The sequence below is a fragment of the Daejeonella lutea genome (assembly GCF_900168015.1).
GTDB classification, from domain to species: domain Bacteria; phylum Bacteroidota; class Bacteroidia; order Sphingobacteriales; family Sphingobacteriaceae; genus Daejeonella; species Daejeonella lutea.
The window spans coordinates 1,535,273-1,552,019 of sequence record NZ_FUYR01000001.1 but is presented as its reverse complement, the minus strand read 5'-3'; the positions used below and the strand labels follow the sequence as shown (position 1 = coordinate 1,552,019).

Below are 16,747 nucleotides of genomic sequence, written 5' to 3'. Positions count from 1 at the left end.
TTTTATATTCACAATTAAGATAAAAGAAAGTGTAATTCGCTAGAGATGATAATGTCAAATAATGCACCAATAGCCAGGGATACTTTTATGGGTTCCCTCGATCCGAGAAAGAGAATGAATGAAGATGACGAGGACGATGATGATGATCCGAAAGAGTCAAAACACGTCGCCGATGAGGAAGACGATGATGATTTCGATCTTCCTTTAGATGACGATATTAAAGGTTTTGATGAATATGATGACGATGACGACGACGATTATTAAATTAATATTAATGTAGAATTTAAGGCATTCGGTATTTACTGAATGCTTTTTTTATTTAATTCGGATGATTATAAAGGAAGTTTTGGATTCGACTGGTGCTCAAGATTTTTTGGATGTCGCTAGGCAATTATATAAAAACGACGAGAATTGGGTATGTCCATTGGATAAAGATGTTAGTGCAGTTTTTGATCCCAATAAAAATATCTTTCATAGTCATGGTACAGTTACGAGATGGGTTCTAAAATCAGATGATGGGAAATTGATTGGTAGGATTGCAGCTTTTATCAATGAACATAAAGCATATCAAAACGATCAGCCTACAGGCGGCATTGGTTTTTTTGAATGTATCAATGACCAGGAAGCCGCGAATCTCCTTTTTGATACTGCGCAGGCATGGCTTTTAGCGCGAAACATGAGGGCTATGGACGGCCCGATTAATTTTGGCGAAAATGATAGTTTTTGGGGTTTGTTAGTTGAAGGTTATACAACTCCGTCTTACGGCATGAACTATAATCATAAATACTATCAGAAGTTGTTTGAAAATTATGGGTTTACGACTTTATACGAGCAAATAACAAATCACTTGGATGTGAATAAACCTTTTCCTGAACGGTTTACTAAGATCGCAACTTGGGTAGCAAATAAACCAGGATATACTTTCAAGCATCTCGAAGCTGGCAAATTGGAGAAATACGCCGCTGATTTTGCTGAGATTTATAACGATGCGTGGAAGGATTTTAAGAATTTTGTGCCACTCAACGTCAAAAATGTTCTTGAGACCTTCAACAAAATGAAGACTGTTATGGACGAAAAATTAATTTGGTTTGCTTACATCAACGACGAGCCTGCATCAGTTGTGGTAATACTGCCGGATGCTAATCAAATGATCAAAGATTTTAATGGCAGGCTGGGTATCATGCAAAAAATCCAGTTTCTTTATAAACGCTGGAAGGGGGTAAATAGGATGCGTGCGGTCGTGATGGGTACTAAACAGGCTTATCAAAAACACGGACTCGAGTCAGCGTTATTTATAAAGCTCAAAGAATATGTCCTTCCGTTGAAGCAGTATGAAGAATTGGAGCTGTCCTGGGTCGGCGACTTCAATGACAAAATGCTTGCTCTTCATGAAGCTACCGGAGCATCCTTTGGAAAGCGACATGTCACTATGAGGAAGGTTTTTTCGTAATGTCATGAAAAGTAAAAGGCTTCAAATCGAAGCCTCTATATACTTTCTGGATGAAAAGGAATTCAATGTATAAAAATTAGTGTTTTGCTTTCCTCAGTTCTTCGTAAAGTTCAATAATTCTTTTTTGCAGATCTATCACTTCTTTTTCACGCTCTGTAACCTTCTTGTTTAGTTCTTCCACCTCTGAGGTGTATTTTTCCTGACTCTCTGCATCGTTGAATGTCAGCAGTTGAACCACACTCATATCGAATAATTTCGAGATCTGTTCCAGACGTGATAGATTTACATCAGTAATGCCTGTTTCTATCTTAGAAAATGCCGGGATAGAAATCTCCAGTCGTTTAGCAACATCTTCCTGACTCCAGCTTTTTTGATGCCTCAGTAATCTGATTTTTTTACCTAATGTCTTCATCGTAATTTTATTTAATCATTCTGAACGAAATTAATTCATAGCCTAATCAACCCACAAGTTGCGGGGTAACTAAATGTTATTACTTTATAATTAATGTAATTCAAAAACCTTTCCAGTATATGCTAATTTTCCTGACGAGTTAAATAAGTTATGAAAACCAGTAATTATACTGTTCAGAACGTTAATAAACCGTCATTTACCGCAATAATATTTATGAAAGGAAAACGCTCAAATAAAGAGTGTATTTTCGCTATTAGGGGATTTAAGCACGCCTCATTAGAAAATCAACTGTTAATTTAATATCCAATTTGGTTGAAAATATTATTTCGAGGCGATCATTATATAGTTAATGCCTTGTTGCCTAGTTTGTTTCAAACGAATAAATTTTTCGTCTACTATAATGTACAATCGTGTATCCCTATCCTTTAGATTGAAATTGTGCAGCTACCCATTGGGCATTTACCTTATGCGAAATATAACTCAGTCCATGCACATTTGATTTTTCTTTAATCAGTTGTAAGTCTGGTTCTTCGTAAAATCCGCTAAAAAAAATTAGCCCACCTGGTTGCAAAACCTCAGCATAGCGATCAATTTGATCGAGAAGGATGTTTCGATTAATATTAGCTAAGATAATATCAAATTTTTGCTCAGGAATAGCTTCTTTAGACCCGCAAAGTGTTTTAATATTAGCAACGTTATTCAGAAGGGAATTTTCTATAGTACTTTCAAAGCAAATGTGATCACAATCGATCGCTACAATTTGTGAAGCTCCCATCTTTGACGCTAGAATAGCCAAAATGCCAGTTCCGCAGCCCATATCCAAAACTTCTTTATCGGTAAAATCGGTCTCCATCATTAATTCCATCATCAAAGCGGTCGTTTGATGGTGGCCAGTGCCGAATGCCATTTTTGGATCGACTATAATCTCAAACTCAAATTCAGGATGCGGTTGATGAAAAGTTGCCCTGATATAACATCGATCATTAATTCGAAGTGGTTCAAAGTTACTTTCCCATACCTCATTCCAATTTTGATGAGGAATGCTCTTTGTTTCAAATGTAAACGTGAACATATTGGAATACTCCTTACCAATTTGATCGATAAGTTCTGTAATGCCTTCTCTATCTGAAATATATGCCTTAAAACCACTCTTCATGTCTTCAAACGTATCAAATCCGATCTCAGCAAGGGAGTTGATTAATAGATCCTGATGAAAATATTCGTTACCGGAGAGTATAAAAGTATATTCTATGTAATTCATTTTTGTTGAACTAGAATCGGAGAAGTTGATTTCAAGAAAATTGGAATTTGTTGAAGACTAGTTAAATTGAATTTTCTATGAATTAAAAACTTTTATGATATCAATAAAATCGAGGGCTTTTAACGAAGCTCCACCGATTAGGCCGCCATCAATATCTGCCTGGCTAAATAGATCTGCTGCATTTTTCGGGTTGCAGCTACCACCATATAGGATTGTTAAATCATTTGCAAGTTCTGCGCCGTAATGTTCAGAAACTTTGGAACGTATAAACGCGTGAACTTCCTGAGCTTGTTCCGGGGTGGCTGTCAAACCAGTTCCAATCGCCCAGACTGGCTCGTAGGCAAGTACTAGTTGTCTGAACTGACCATCATTTAGGTGAAACGAGGCTTCCTTAAGTTGACTTTCTATCACGTCGAAATGGGTTCCTGCATTACGTTGTTCCAAAGTCTCTCCGATACAGAAGATCGGAGTCAACTCGTTTTTTAATACGGAGTCAAGTTTTTGTGCTAAGACCAAATCATCTTCTGCAAAGAATGCTCGGCGCTCAGAATGGCCGATAATAACGTAAGTTGCTCCGCTTGATTTAAGCATTGATGCAGATATTTCACCGGTATATGCGCCAGAGTCAGCCTGATGGCAGTTTTGCGCTCCAACTGAAACATTCGAATCAGCCTTTAAAAGTTGGGCAAGGCTGCTAATGTGAACGAAGGGTGGGCAAATAACTACTTCCTGATTTCCTTTTATATCGGAATTGACAAGATTAAGGATTTCAGCGAAAAGTTGTAGACCCTCAGCGTGGTTGAGGTTCATTTTCCAATTGCCGGCAACAATGTTTTTTCTCATTTATTTTAGATTATAGGTTGATCAATTTTATATTACATTATGTTTTCCTGTTAGATTTGAAGTCGGGATGCCGGCCGTTACGCCCTTCTGTATTTTTCACTAAGTTCGAATACCCTAGTAAGTATCTTCTTGTCAATTTCACCAAATACCTGATCTTTCCTTTCATATACTCGTTCGGCTGTTTCAAACATTTTATTAAGTGTATAGGTCTCAAATCCCTGACTACCGCCCCATGCAAAATCGGGTATGAAATTACGTGGAAAACCGGATCCAAAAACATTTGCACTAACACCGACTACAGTCCCGGTGTTAAACATCGTATTTATACCGCATTTAGCATGATCGGCCATAATCAAACCACAAAATTGAAGTCCTGTTCGTCGAAAATTCTGTTTTTGATAATCCCAAAGCCTGACTTCGGCATAATTATTTTTCATGTTTGAATTATTGGTGTCAGCACCAATGTTGCACCATTCTCCTAGAACCGAGTTTCCCAAATATCCCTCGTGTCCTTTAGCTGAATTTCCAAAAATTACTGCATTATTTATCTCACCACCTGCTTTAGAATGGGGTCCAATAGTTGTCATCCCATAAATTTTAGCACCCATCTTGACTATCGATTCATCACACAAGGCAAATGACCCTCGGATTTGTGACCCTTCCCAAACCTGCGAGTTCCTGCCAAGGTAGATAGGACCTGAGTTAGTATTAAATGTTGCACATTCAGCAGTTGCTCCTTCTTCGACGAAGATATTTTCGCCAATTATTGTATTGGTTCCGCTTAGGGATGCTGACATACGGCCTTTGGTCAGAATGCCAAAATCCATTATAATTTCCTGATGATTGTTCGTGAATATGTCTTCCGGGTAAGAAATCCTCAAGAACGGGCTAGAATATTCTTTTTTTCTATTCCAGTCAGTTTTTCTACTGTCAAATTCCCTAACGTCACTTTCACTTAATTTTGCAGCAATCAATACATTGCCTGCAATAAGTGCATCCCCTTCTGTTAATTTGTCGATCGCTTCGACAAGCTCATGATTAGGACATATAGAACCGTTTATGAGCAAATTAGATTTGCCGGGTACGAATGGATATTTTTTCTGAAGATAATCTTCTGTAAGGTATTGTGTGCCAGTATTAAAGTGTAAATTCCATTTTTCAGCAATTGTTAGAATTCCTATCCTGATCTCAGATACCGGCCTGGTATAAGTAAGTGGGAGTAAATTGTTGCGAAACTGGTCGTCGAAAAGAATTACAGTCATGGACAAAAATAAAAAAAGTCCCGGCCTAACAAGGCGGGACTCTTATATAATATATAAAAATATTATTATTTCTTCTCGTAACGTGAACGGAATTTGTCAATACGACCTGCGGTATCAACAAGTTTCATTTTACCAGTGTAAAACGGGTGAGAAGTGTGTGATATCTCAAGTTTTACTAGTGGATATTCATTACCATCTTCCCATTTGATGCTTTCTTTTGTATCAATGCATGATTTTGTTAAGAAAGAATATTCGTTAGACATGTCTTTAAAAACAACTAACCTATAATTTTTGGGATGCAATTCAGCTTTCATCTTCAATACTTTTTAAGAGGTGCAAATATAGGGAAAATTATAATTAGTTAAAAGTAAATTGGAAATAAATTTCGTATTCAATGATATCCTTATTTAAATAGCTTGCGCGTGTAATCCAGTAATTCCAGACCCCCAATTTCACCATGTCCAGGAATCACAATCTGTGTGTTTGGGTACTTATCATACACTTTCCTGATTGTTTCAGGCCAAGCGTTGACATTTGCATCAGCTAAATTACCTTTTGATGCGTTAAGTTCTTTTACAAGACATCCTCCAAATAATATCTTATCATCCGGAAAATAAGCAACGACGTTATCGCGAGTATGACCTTCACCTAGAAATTCAACGTGAACGGACTTGTTGCCGACCTTAAACGAAAAATGATCCTTGAAAGATTTTTGGGGAATTGTTGCATTTACTGACTTTGCGAGCGCAATTGTTTTTACGTTTGCATAGCTTTTGACACCCATCGCATGAAAGGAATCCAGACCGCCGAGACAATCAGCATGGAAATGAGTTGCAACTATCGCCTTTACTTGTAATTTCAGATCATTAATCAAGAATCTGAGTAATTCTTCTGAATCAGAATTGGTGGATGGTGTGTCAAAAACCACAGCTTCCTGTTTGTTCGAAACAATCATCCCATTACAGGAAACCCGGCCGAAGGTATTTGTATTTAAGAATGAAGTGTGTTCGTAAACGTTTCGCGATAGCTTTCGAATAATTAGGTTATCTGATTTATAAACTGTTAGAATACTGTCGGCTGTATAATATCGTAGCCTTAAATGGTTCGTGATTGTTATACCGGCGGAAGTTGCGACTGTAATTGCCAACACTACACTCAATATCAAGAGACGTTTCATCAAATCGATTATCAAATTCTAATACATGGGTCTTTACTCCATCAGCCTTTGGTAAATTTTTACGACAACGAAAATGAACATAATAATTGCCGACCAATTATCCTTGGCCCCATAGTCAATATTATGATCACGTTGTGTTTGTCTGTATGAATAGATCGTTCCACCAATCCATACCGATCCGCATAATGCTATAATAATCTTATCAGTTGAGTTCCATAGTATTAAAAAAGCTACTACGGCAATGATCAAGCCTATTGTTTTTAAGGTAGAAGTGTGCGAACTTTTTTCTATTACTGGCCTAATCTTGTTTAGCAATTCATAAAGTTTACCGGTATCATCAATGTGTGCTGGAATTTCTATATAACTATCCCATGTTTCAGCTTTGATCCGGTAGAATCCCTTTTGATCCCGAGATATTTCTGTAATCTCGGCCAACGGGAAAGTTATGGTTGGTGTGTTGTATTGTTCCCGTGTTATGACGTTGTCCTCAAGTCTAAAAGTGTAGCTTTCAAGCATTCTCCTGTATTGGTTGGAACCCACGATAATTATGAAAATGAGAAGAATTACCATGACCCCAGTTCCGACCACGAGTGTTTGTGGGGCAATAGGTCTTTCGGATATTATGCGTGCAATGGCGGGACAAACTACCATGGCAACGATTAATGTCATCCCAAAAGTTAATCTTCTGTTCCGGATCAGCTTGTCGATCCCATCATGATCTAATGTGAACTGCTGCATTATTATTTGACTCTAGTCAGAATTTTCACATTCATTTTAGGTTAAAATTAAAATTCCAATTCGAACATTCAAATGTTAATTTCCTCAATTTCCTGGCACAACTCGACCAGAACCCCGCTGGTTGTTTTAGGATGTACAAAACAAACCAGTTTATTGTCCGCGCCCTTACGTGGTTGTTCGCTTAATAGCTGAAATCCCTGTTCTTTAAGCCTGGCCATTTCGTCAACAATGTTGTCTACGGCAAAGGCAATATGATGAATCCCTTCTCCTCGTTTTTCTATGAATTTTGCTATCGCACTTTCACCAGAAAGAGCCTGGAGTAATTCGATTTTACTGTTACCAATCTTAAAGAATTCAGTGATCACATTTTCAGATCCTACTTCTTCGGTTTTATAGCGTTTATAGCCCAAAAGCCTCGTGTAAAGATCTGACGAGTAACTGAGGTCTTTAACAGCTATACCGATGTGCTCTATCTTGTCCATGATTACCTTATTATGGCATAAAAATGACCATTTTATGTATATCTAGGTAATGATTTATAATAATTACTGCAAAAAATATTTCGTATCTTTGTGCTATTACAAGAACGGATAATAAATATAAAAAAATGAATTTGCCGATATACCTAGATAACAATGCGACGACCCCTATGGATCCCAGGGTTCTGGACGCTATGCTGCCATACTTCAACGCGAAATTTGGTAATGCTGCGAGCCGGAATCACGCTTTTGGATGGGCTGCTGAAGAAGGGGTTGATTATGCACGTGAACAGGTTGCAAAGCTTATAGGTGCCAGTGAGAAGGAAATTATTTTTACTTCCGGAGCTACAGAGTCTGACAACCTTGCGATCAAAGGTGTTTTCGAAATGTATAAAGACAAGGGTAATCATATCATTACCTGTGTGACGGAGCATAAAGCCGTAATTGATGCCTGCAAGCATGTGGAGAAGCTAGGCGGCGAGGTAACCTATCTTGGTGTTAAAGCCGATGGCTTAATCGATTTGTCAGAGCTTGAAGCTGCGATGACTGAAAAAACGATCCTTGTCGCTATTATGTATGGCAACAATGAGATTGGTGTAATCCAGCCAGTAAAAGAGATTTCAGCGATTGCTCATAAGCACGGTGCATTATTTATGACCGACGCGACACAGGCAGTTGGCAAAATTCCAGTAGATGTTAATGCCGATGGAATCGACCTTATGGCATTTTCAGCACATAAGATGTATGGACCAAAAGGTGTAGGGGCGCTGTATGTTCGTCGTAAAAATCCAAGGGTAAAAGTTACTGCTCAAATGGATGGTGGCGGCCATGAACGCGGGATGCGTTCGGGCACATTAAATGTTCCGGGTATCGTTGGATTAGGTAAAGCATGTGAACTTTGCCGTCTTGAAATGGATTCAGAGGCACAGAGATTATCTGCATTGCGTGATAAACTTCAGGCCTCACTAACAACCATGGAAGAAAGCTATGTGAATGGGAATACGGAATATCGTTTACCACATGTAGCAAATATTTCATTTAAATACGTTGAAGGTGAGGGATTAATGATGGCAATGAAGGACTTAGCTGTTTCGTCAGGATCTGCATGTACTTCAGCATCCCTTGAACCATCATATGTATTAAAAAGTCTTGGATTGTCTGATGATCTGGCTCATTCGTCTATACGTTTCGGTTTAGGCCGTTTTACCACCGAAGAAGAAGTTGACTTTGCAATCGAACAGACAAAAAAGGCAGTTAATCACCTACGGGACCTTTCACCTCTTTGGGAAATGTTTAAAGAGGGGGTTGATTTGGACAAAATCGAGTGGGCGGAGCATTAAAATATTTGAGAACAGACATTGATTCAGAGATATAAATCACCATCTGTAGCTGATCTCGAAAACGTCAATAGAATAAAGAACAAAAAATAGTTTACAAAAATACTCTTCCCTGAGGGAAGACTTAAACAAAATACAATGGCATATTCAGAAAAAGTAATCGATCATTACACCCATCCCCGGAATGTTGGAACATTAGATAAAGCCAGCAATACTGTTGGAACCGGACTGGTTGGAGCTCCTGAGTGCGGAGACGTAATGCGCCTGCAAATCCAGGTTGACGAAAATCATATGATCACCGATGCAAAATTCAAAACCTTTGGATGTGGATCGGCTATTGCTTCTTCTTCTCTCGCCACAGAGTGGCTCAAAGGAAAATCAATTGACGATGCAATGAAGATTGACAATATGGATATTGTTGAAGAGCTTGCTCTTCCGCCTGTAAAGATCCACTGCTCTGTATTAGCAGAAGACGCGATTAAAGCTGCGATCAATGACTATCGCATTAAAAATGGAATGGAAGCTCTTGAAGTAGAGAAATCTCATCACTAAGAGAGATCCTATTTATAAGAATAATAAAAATGGTAACAGTAACCGAAAAGGCTAAAGGCAAAGTCGAGCAGCTGATGAATGAAAATGGACTAGACAATAGCTATTTTCTTCGAGTCTCTGTTCAGGGAGGTGGATGCTCGGGGTTATCCTATAAAATGGATTTCGATAACGAAGAAAAACCTGGAGATCAGTTCTTTGAAGATCAGGGAGTTCGACTCGCACTAGACATGAAATCTTTCCTCTATCTTGCAGGTACAGAACTCGATTTTTCCGATGGGTTAAATGGAAAAGGTTTTAATTTTCACAATCCTAATGCAACACGGACTTGTGGTTGCGGAGAAAGCTTTTCCGTTTAATCTAAAAGTCCCGCCCGCCGAATTTAAATATTTTTGAAAACAAAGTCCCTGAAACGGGACTTTTGTTTTTTACAGGTATTCAGTATACTTGTCGGATATAAAAAGCGTTAAGATCCCAAACTCTCTCAAAATGAATCCAATAACCGATTCCACTACCATTCCAATGCTATTAAGGGATGTGGTCAGTTACGTTCACGATGAAAATACCACCTTTTTATTTCACAAGGTGAAAGATACTTGGGCCGAAGTAAGCTACAAACAGGTTTTAGATACTGCTGATGCCATTTCAAGTTATTTTCTGGAGATGGGAATTCAAAAGGGTGACAGGCTGGGTCTGATCATTGAAAATTCTGTCGACTGGGTATATTACGACCAGGCTCTACAGCAGATTGGGGGTATCAATGTGTCAATATATCCTACGTTATCTGAGAATGAAATTGAATATATACTCAAAGATTCAGAGGTAAAAACATTACTTGTTGGAAACCCATTCCTTTTTAAGAAGATATTAAAGATCGCCAATAGTTGTCCAGACCTGCAGCGAATTATCCCGGCGTTCGATGATTACGAAAAGCATATTTCCACTTCTGATATTAATGCTGGCGTGATTAGCTTCACCAATCTTATCGCAGAAGGTGAGAAATGTATTTCAAGGTACAAGGAGGAAATAAATTCACTGAGACGAGCAATACTTTCGTCTGACATCGCTTCCCTAATATACACCTCTGGAACAACCGGGACGCCAAAGGGAGTAATGCTCACACATTCAAATTTTGTTCAGAATGTAAAGGTCTGTTTAGATCAGATCCCTGTTATTGATGAGACCGATACATTCCTTTCATTCCTTCCGTTATCCCATGTCTTTGAACGCACTGCAACCTACCACGTCTGTTGCGCCGTAGGATCAAAAATTGCATTCGCTCAAAGCCTGGAGTTGCTGGCAAAGAACATGGCCGAAGTCAAACCATCGGTAATGAGCTGCGTACCCCGTTTGCTGGAAAGAATCCATGATAAGGCCATGAAAACTGGAACTTCAGCTGGAGGAACGAAGGCTAAGATTTTCCTTTGGGCGATTGAAGCAGGAAAGAAACATCGTGAAGTAAAGGAGTCAGGAAGAACTCCGGGAATATTTCTAAGCTTACAGCAAAACCTGGCGGAGAAACTTGTGTTTAGGAAAATAAAAGAAAAGACAGGTGGCCGTCTGAAATTTATGATTTCCGGAGGTGCTGCTTTGCCTAAGAATGTAGGCGAATTTTTCGGGAACCTTGGTATAAAAATCCTCGAGGGTTTTGGTTTAACTGAAACATCGCCGGTCATGTCGGTGACAGAATACCACCGTCAGGTTTATGGTACAGTCGGTCGGGTCATTCCAGGTATAGAGGTAGCTATTCAGGATGTGGAGAGTAAAGAAATGATAAGTGTTCAGACCCACGAAACTTTTGATGAGAGTTATGAATGCCCTGAAGGAGAAGTAATTGTCCGTGGACATTGCGTGATGAAAGGTTATTGGAAGAAACCTCAGGAAACTGCTGGTGTGATAGATAAGGATGGTTGGTTTCACACGGGTGACGTAGGTCGTTTTTTCAAGGGTAATCTCCAGATAACAGACCGGATAAAGAACATGCTGGTTAACGCATACGGGAAAAATATTTATCCAACTCCAGTTGAAAATACCTACCTGAAAAGCCCAAAAATAGAACAGATCTTTCTTATCGGCGACAAGCGCGAATATGTTACAGCTATAATTACGCCATCAAAGGAAACATTACAAGAAACCTTTAATCTGAAAGAAGATTTTTTCAATCAGAAAGAGCAGTTTATAGAAGATAGAAAGATTATCGATTGGCTTGACGAAGATATTAAGAAGTATTCAACTGAACTGGCTAAATTTGAACGACTTAAGTCATTCTTAGTGAAACGTACACCGTTCAGTATTGAAGAGGGTGAAATTACTCCAACAATGAAAGCTAAACGTAAATTCATCGAGAAAAAATACGCTGGTGAAATTGATGAAATGTATCTTCAAGAGACAGAATCTTAGAAGCTAGACTGCAAATGACTTTGATGAATTGGTAATTGGAGAAGTTTCCTACTTTTTAAACATATCCTTTACAGTATCCATGAAACCCGGAGAGCGCCGTCTTGACACAGAATGCTCAGTGCCGTCCGACATTTTTACAACTAATCCATTTTTGTTAGAATAACTCTGCAAGTGCGACAGATTTATCATAGTCGATTTATGAATCCGACAGAATTCACAATCCTCCAGAATGCTTTCATACTCTTTTAAATGTTTAGAAACGACAATTTTTTCTCCTTTGTCAATGTGAAATATTGAGTAGTTGCTATCGGCTTTTATATAAAGGATATTGCTAATATTGAGTACATGGAAGCCATTAGAATGAGGAAGATTTAATTTTTTGATCTTCTTAATCTCATTCAGATTTTCGTTCAGGCTGCTAAAAACAGTTTCATGGCTAGCGGCAAGTAGGTCGTTGTCTGAAGTTCTTGATTTCCAATCAGCTGCCTTCCCAATAGAGTCCTGCAACTCCTGTATATCGATGGGCTTTAAAAGGTAATCTACCGCGCTCGCGCGGATCGCCTTAATAGCATATTGGTTGTAAGCAGTTGTAAAAATTACCGACGTAATATTCCTTTGGAGATCTGGTAAAAGACTGAATCCATCTTCTACTGGCATAGCAATATCAAGGAAGACTACATCAATTTGTTCAGACTTCAGAAGTGATCTTGCTTCTGCTACAGAGCGGGCAATTCCTCTAACTTTCACGTCAGGACAATATCCGTTTATCAGAAAAAACAAAGATTGCCTAGAGTACTCTTCGTCGTCTACTATTATAGCATTCATAGGGGTAATGGTCATTTAAAACTACTAATACCAATGTAAAAGTATTTTATTGTTTAAATGAATCTGACTGAGGGAACGGTAAACGAGTGTATCCCGCTAGTAGGTAATTACTTGTTGTACAGTAGTTTCCGGCAAATCTCGGAACTCATACTGCTGCGTGCGCAGCTGCGGTTCGAAACCTGCTTCACGGATGGAATCCTGAATACCTTGTGAAGTAAACCGATGAGGGGCACCGGCAGCCGACACTACATTTTCTTCAATCATAATTGACCCAAAATCATTTGCGCCAGCTTGCAAACATATTTGAGCCACTTGTTTACCAACCGTTAACCATGAAGCCTGGATATTCTTGACATTAGGAAGCATAATACGGCTTAAAGCGATCATGCGAATGTATTCATCAGCCGTAACTTGATTAGTTATTCCTCGAACTTTTTTCAAAAGAGTTCCATCATCCTGAAAAGGCCAGGGAATGAATGCAATAAAGCCTTTTGCGTGATCTGGTTTTTCAGATTGCACTTCACGAAGCCAGACAAGATGTTCAAAGCGTTCTTCCAATGTTTCTACATGACCGAACATCATTGTTGCTGATGTTGTTAGATCAAGCTTGTGAGCGGCGCGCATAACATCAAGCCATTCCTGTCCACCACATTTTCCTTTAGAGATAAGCCTTCTTACCCGGTCATTTAAAATCTCAGCTCCGGCTCCGGGAAGAGAATCCAGACCTGCATCCTTTAAGGCGAGTAATACGTCGAAATGGCTCATTCCTTCAAGCTTTGAGATATGAGCAATTTCGGGCGGACCAAGTGAGTGTAACTTTAAAGTAGGATAGAGTTCTTTTAATTCCTTAAAAAGATCAACATAGAACTTCAGACCAAGGTCAGGGTGATGTCCCCCCTGAAGCAGCAACTGCTCACCGCCATATCGAAAGGTTTCTTCGATTTTTTGTTTATAAGTTTCAATATCAGTGATATAACTCTCATCATGCCCAGGGCGTCTGAAGAAATTACAAAACTTGCAATTTGCAATACAAACGTTCGTAGTGTTTACGTTCCGGTCGATGATCCAGGTGACTTTTCCATGTGGCACCTGCTTCTTTCGAAGTTCATTTGCCACATACATTAGCTCCGGTGTGTTGGCATTTTTAAACAAATACAAACCTTCTTCAGCAGAAAGGAATTCGAAGTTAAGTGCGCGTAAAAGAAGGTCTGAAATTTTCACAAAACAAAGATACATCTCTCCCGCAAATTTGGTGCTGAGTAAATTGGAATATGGATAATTCTGACATCAAAATGAATCTCAGTTGGCGTAAAATCTATAATCATTCTGCCCTTGCACATTCTCTAAACAGTCCATTGCCTGAATTCTCTTTTAATCCCTAAATTAGCGACCCTAAAACGATCACAACTTTATGGTTTCTTTTGAACGCTTTACCCTTGATAACGGACTTAGAGTACTGGTCCATGAAGATCCGACAACGCCCATGGCAGTACTTAATATTCTGTACGACGTTGGGGCAAGGGACGAGAATCCGGACCAGACAGGCTTCGCACATCTTTTTGAACATTTGATGTTTGGAGGCTCTATAAATATTCCATCTTACGACGAACCTTTACAGCGAGTTGGAGGCGAGAATAATGCGTTTACCAGTAATGACATAACCAATTATTATATCACACTCCCAGCAGTGAATCTGGAAACAGCATTCTGGCTAGAAAGCGACCGGATGCTGAGTCTAGCATTTTCTGAAAAAAGTCTTGAGGTTCAGAGAAATGTAGTTAGCGAGGAATTCAAGCAGCGTTATCTGAACCAGCCTTACGGCGATGTATGGCTGAAACTTCGGCCCCTGGCTTACAAAGACCATCCTTATAAATGGGCAACGATCGGAAAATCGCTTAAACATATTGAAGATGCTACTATAGATGATGTAAAGGCTTTTTTTAAGAAACATTACAATCCGGCAAACGCAATTATGGTTGTGGGCGGCGACGTGCAATTGGAAGAAGTTAAGCGGCTTTCCGAAAAATGGTTCGGCAATATTCCTGCAATTGGAAAGTCGCAGCGTAATCTGCCTGCAGAACTTCCTCAAACGGAAGCGCGAATTGAGACAGTCAAGGCAAATGTGCCATTGGATGCCATTTATAAAGTTTTTCATATGCCTGCAAGAACAGATGCTGGTTATTATTCTGCAGATTTGATATCCGATATCCTGTCGAGAGGGAATTCCTCTCGTTTATTCCGGAATTTGCTGAAGGATCAAAAGCTTTTCAGTGATATAAATGCGTATTTAACGGGCAGTCTCGATGCCGGATTATTTGTTGTGGAAGGTAAGCCATTGCCTGGTATTTCTATGGAAACAGCCGAGGCGGCGATATGGGCAGAGCTTGATAGAGTGAAAAGCGAACTCGTATCTGAGCAGGAACTAACCAAGGTGAAAAATAAAATGGAGTCAACAATGGTTTTTTCTGAGATGAGTCTTTTAGATAAAGCAATGAACCTTGCTTATTTTGAGCTTCTTGGTGACGCCGACCAATTGAATTCTGAGACAGGGAAATATCTGGCAGTTAGTGCAGAGGAAATTCAAAAACAGGCACAATCCATCTTCCGCAAGGAGAATTCCTCTACCTTATATTACTTAGCAAATTAAAATGATCGATAGAACAGTAGCTCCGTCTTTCGGACAAGTTGAAAATATAGAACTGCTTAAAGCAAGACCAATTGTACTCGGTAACGGACTAAAAGTATTTAGTATAGCAGGGGGTGAGCAAGACCTTGTTCGAATTGAATTTATATTTGAGAATATCGCTTACACTGCGTTAAAACCTTTGCAGGCGTACGCCACAAATACTATGCTGAACGATGGCACAAGCGAGTTAAGTTCATCGGAGATTGCGGATAAAATAGATTATTATGGCGCATTTCTGCAAACCGATTTTAGCAACGATCAGTCTTCAGTTACTTTATATTCGCTCAACAAGCACCTGTCTGCAACACTACCTATTGTTAAGGCTGTCATTTCAGATTCCATATTCCCGCAAGTGGAACTTGACACATTCATTAGAAATCAGAAGCAGAAGCTTAGTGTGAATCTTGAAAAAAATGATTTTCTAAGCCGCAAGATCTTTAATTCAGTCTTATTTGGTAATACGTTATACGGTTATGATACCCGTGCAGAAGATTATGACAAACTTACCCGTGATCAATTGCAGGAGTATTTTAGCATGGCATACCAGCCTGAGAACTGTACAGTGGTAATTTCCGGTAAGGTTACTGATGCAGCACTTACCCTAATAGATCAATTGTTTGGAGCTAGCTGGAAGGGAGGAAAAGTTATAAGTCCGAATAGCTTTAATTTTTACAGAGGTTCCGGCCAGGAACACTATGTGGAAAAGCCTGAAGCCTTACAATCCGCAATTCGACTGGGGAAAGTTTCCATCAATCGCGCGCATTCTGATTTTCCTGGTTTTCAAGTGCTAAATACTATTCTTGGTGGCTATTTCGGATCACGCCTGATGGCTAATATCCGTGAAGACAAGGGTTACACATACGGCATCGGCTCTGCACTTGTGTCAATGAAAAATGCGGGTTATTTCTTCATTGCTTCCGAAGTGGGGGCGGAGGTTTGTAGTTCTGCTATAGATGAAATTCATAAAGAAATCGAAATTCTAAAAACTCAGGAAGTTAGCGGCCAGGAACTGGGTTTGGTCAGAAATTATATGCTTGGCTCTATGCTTGGGGGACTGGAAAACGCTATGTCGCACGCCGACAAGTTTAAAAATATTTATTTTTCGGGATTGGGGTATGATTATTACCAAAACTACATAAAGACCGTAAAAACAATTACCCCACAGGAGCTTTTGGCACTCGCTAAAAAGTATTTGGACTGGGCTGAATTGGAGAAGGTTATCGTCGGGAAAAAGAGCTGAAAGTATACACGTAGAAAAATTATATTGTAAAGAGACTGTCAATTGTTGTTAACGAAAAAGGATTCTTGGCAGAGCATGCTCAGTTCTC

At 39.3% G+C, this 16,747-nt stretch carries 18 protein-coding genes; 8 read left to right on the top strand and 10 right to left on the bottom strand.

The features are described from left to right. Positions 1–51: 51 nt before the first annotated feature. Both B5X60_RS06980 and B5X60_RS06975 read left to right on the top strand, forming a co-directional pair. Positions 52–264: a hypothetical protein gene (locus B5X60_RS06980; RefSeq protein ID WP_079701879.1), complete on the top strand. Its 213-nt coding sequence runs from the start codon at positions 52–54 to the stop codon at positions 262–264. 64 nt (positions 265–328) lie between these two features. Continuing rightward, entirely contained in the window at positions 329–1,450 is a 1,122-nt protein-coding gene (locus B5X60_RS06975; protein ID WP_079701878.1) for an N-acetyltransferase, read from the top strand. 76 nt (positions 1,451–1,526) lie between these two features. On the opposite strand, the gene B5X60_RS06970 is transcribed toward B5X60_RS06975, so the two are convergent. From B5X60_RS06970 to mce, 8 genes are all read right to left on the bottom strand, one after another. Further along, the gene (locus tag B5X60_RS06970; RefSeq protein WP_079701877.1) at positions 1,527–1,862 is read right to left on the bottom strand and encodes a helix-turn-helix domain-containing protein; all 336 of its coding nucleotides are present in this window, start codon (positions 1,860–1,862) and stop codon (positions 1,527–1,529) included. 418 nt (positions 1,863–2,280) lie between these two features. Then, entirely contained in the window at positions 2,281–3,123 is an 843-nt protein-coding gene (gene prmA, locus B5X60_RS06965; protein WP_079701876.1) for a 50S ribosomal protein L11 methyltransferase, read from the bottom strand. A 75-nt stretch (positions 3,124–3,198) separates the two neighbouring features. Further along, a complete protein-coding gene (gene tpiA, locus B5X60_RS06960) occupies positions 3,199–3,966 on the bottom strand; it encodes a triose-phosphate isomerase (protein WP_079701875.1) in 768 nt (255 codons plus the stop codon). A 77-nt stretch (positions 3,967–4,043) separates the two neighbouring features. Next, positions 4,044–5,228, bottom strand: coding sequence for a putative sugar nucleotidyl transferase (locus B5X60_RS06955; RefSeq protein ID WP_079701874.1), 1,185 nt, complete (start codon positions 5,226–5,228; stop codon positions 4,044–4,046). Between the two features lie 65 nt (positions 5,229–5,293). Further along, positions 5,294–5,542: a type B 50S ribosomal protein L31 gene (locus B5X60_RS06950; RefSeq protein WP_079701873.1), complete on the bottom strand. Its 249-nt coding sequence runs from the start codon at positions 5,540–5,542 to the stop codon at positions 5,294–5,296. 89 nt (positions 5,543–5,631) lie between these two features. Further along, on the bottom strand, positions 5,632–6,405 hold the full coding sequence (bla, locus tag B5X60_RS06945) for a subclass B1 metallo-beta-lactamase (RefSeq protein WP_079701872.1): 774 nt from the start codon (positions 6,403–6,405) through the stop codon (positions 5,632–5,634). Positions 6,406–6,438: 33 nt separating this feature from the next. Further along, positions 6,439–7,143 (bottom strand): hypothetical protein, encoded by a 705-nt coding sequence (locus B5X60_RS06940; protein WP_079701871.1) that lies wholly within the window; start codon positions 7,141–7,143, stop codon positions 6,439–6,441. Between the two features lie 68 nt (positions 7,144–7,211). Then, positions 7,212–7,625, bottom strand: coding sequence for a methylmalonyl-CoA epimerase (gene mce / locus B5X60_RS06935; protein WP_079701870.1), 414 nt, complete (start codon positions 7,623–7,625; stop codon positions 7,212–7,214). Positions 7,626–7,750: 125 nt separating this feature from the next. Between mce and B5X60_RS06930 the strand changes: the two genes are divergently transcribed. The 4 genes from B5X60_RS06930 to B5X60_RS06915 all read left to right on the top strand — a co-directional run bounded on the left by B5X60_RS06930 (position 7,751) and on the right by B5X60_RS06915 (position 11,908). Further along, positions 7,751–8,962 carry an IscS subfamily cysteine desulfurase gene (locus B5X60_RS06930; protein ID WP_079701869.1) on the top strand — a complete coding sequence of 404 codons (1,212 nt, stop codon included), beginning with the start codon at positions 7,751–7,753 and terminating at the stop codon, positions 8,960–8,962. A 135-nt stretch (positions 8,963–9,097) separates the two neighbouring features. After that, on the top strand, positions 9,098–9,511 hold the full coding sequence (iscU, locus tag B5X60_RS06925; protein ID WP_079701868.1) for a Fe-S cluster assembly scaffold IscU: 414 nt from the start codon (positions 9,098–9,100) through the stop codon (positions 9,509–9,511). Between the two features lie 29 nt (positions 9,512–9,540). Further along, positions 9,541–9,867 (top strand): HesB/IscA family protein, encoded by a 327-nt coding sequence (locus B5X60_RS06920; protein ID WP_079701867.1) that lies wholly within the window; start codon positions 9,541–9,543, stop codon positions 9,865–9,867. A 130-nt stretch (positions 9,868–9,997) separates the two neighbouring features. After that, the gene (locus B5X60_RS06915; protein WP_079702338.1) at positions 9,998–11,908 is read left to right on the top strand and encodes an AMP-dependent synthetase/ligase; all 1,911 of its coding nucleotides are present in this window, start codon (positions 9,998–10,000) and stop codon (positions 11,906–11,908) included. Between the two features lie 48 nt (positions 11,909–11,956). Here B5X60_RS06915 and B5X60_RS06910 read toward each other — a convergent pair whose 3' ends face one another. Both B5X60_RS06910 and mqnC read right to left on the bottom strand, forming a co-directional pair. Next, positions 11,957–12,733 (bottom strand): LytR/AlgR family response regulator transcription factor, encoded by a 777-nt coding sequence (locus B5X60_RS06910; RefSeq protein ID WP_245803473.1) that lies wholly within the window; start codon positions 12,731–12,733, stop codon positions 11,957–11,959. Between the two features lie 96 nt (positions 12,734–12,829). Next, the gene (gene mqnC / locus B5X60_RS06905) at positions 12,830–13,954 is read right to left on the bottom strand and encodes a cyclic dehypoxanthinyl futalosine synthase (protein ID WP_139377424.1); all 1,125 of its coding nucleotides are present in this window, start codon (positions 13,952–13,954) and stop codon (positions 12,830–12,832) included. Positions 13,955–14,144: 190 nt separating this feature from the next. Between mqnC and B5X60_RS06900 the strand changes: the two genes are divergently transcribed. Together B5X60_RS06900 and B5X60_RS06895 are read left to right on the top strand one after the other, a co-directional pair. Then, positions 14,145–15,380 (top strand): M16 family metallopeptidase, encoded by a 1,236-nt coding sequence (locus tag B5X60_RS06900; RefSeq protein WP_079701864.1) that lies wholly within the window; start codon positions 14,145–14,147, stop codon positions 15,378–15,380. Between the two features lies 1 nt (position 15,381). Then, entirely contained in the window at positions 15,382–16,659 is a 1,278-nt protein-coding gene (locus tag B5X60_RS06895; protein WP_079701863.1) for a M16 family metallopeptidase, read from the top strand. The last annotated feature ends 88 nt before the right edge of the window (positions 16,660–16,747 follow it).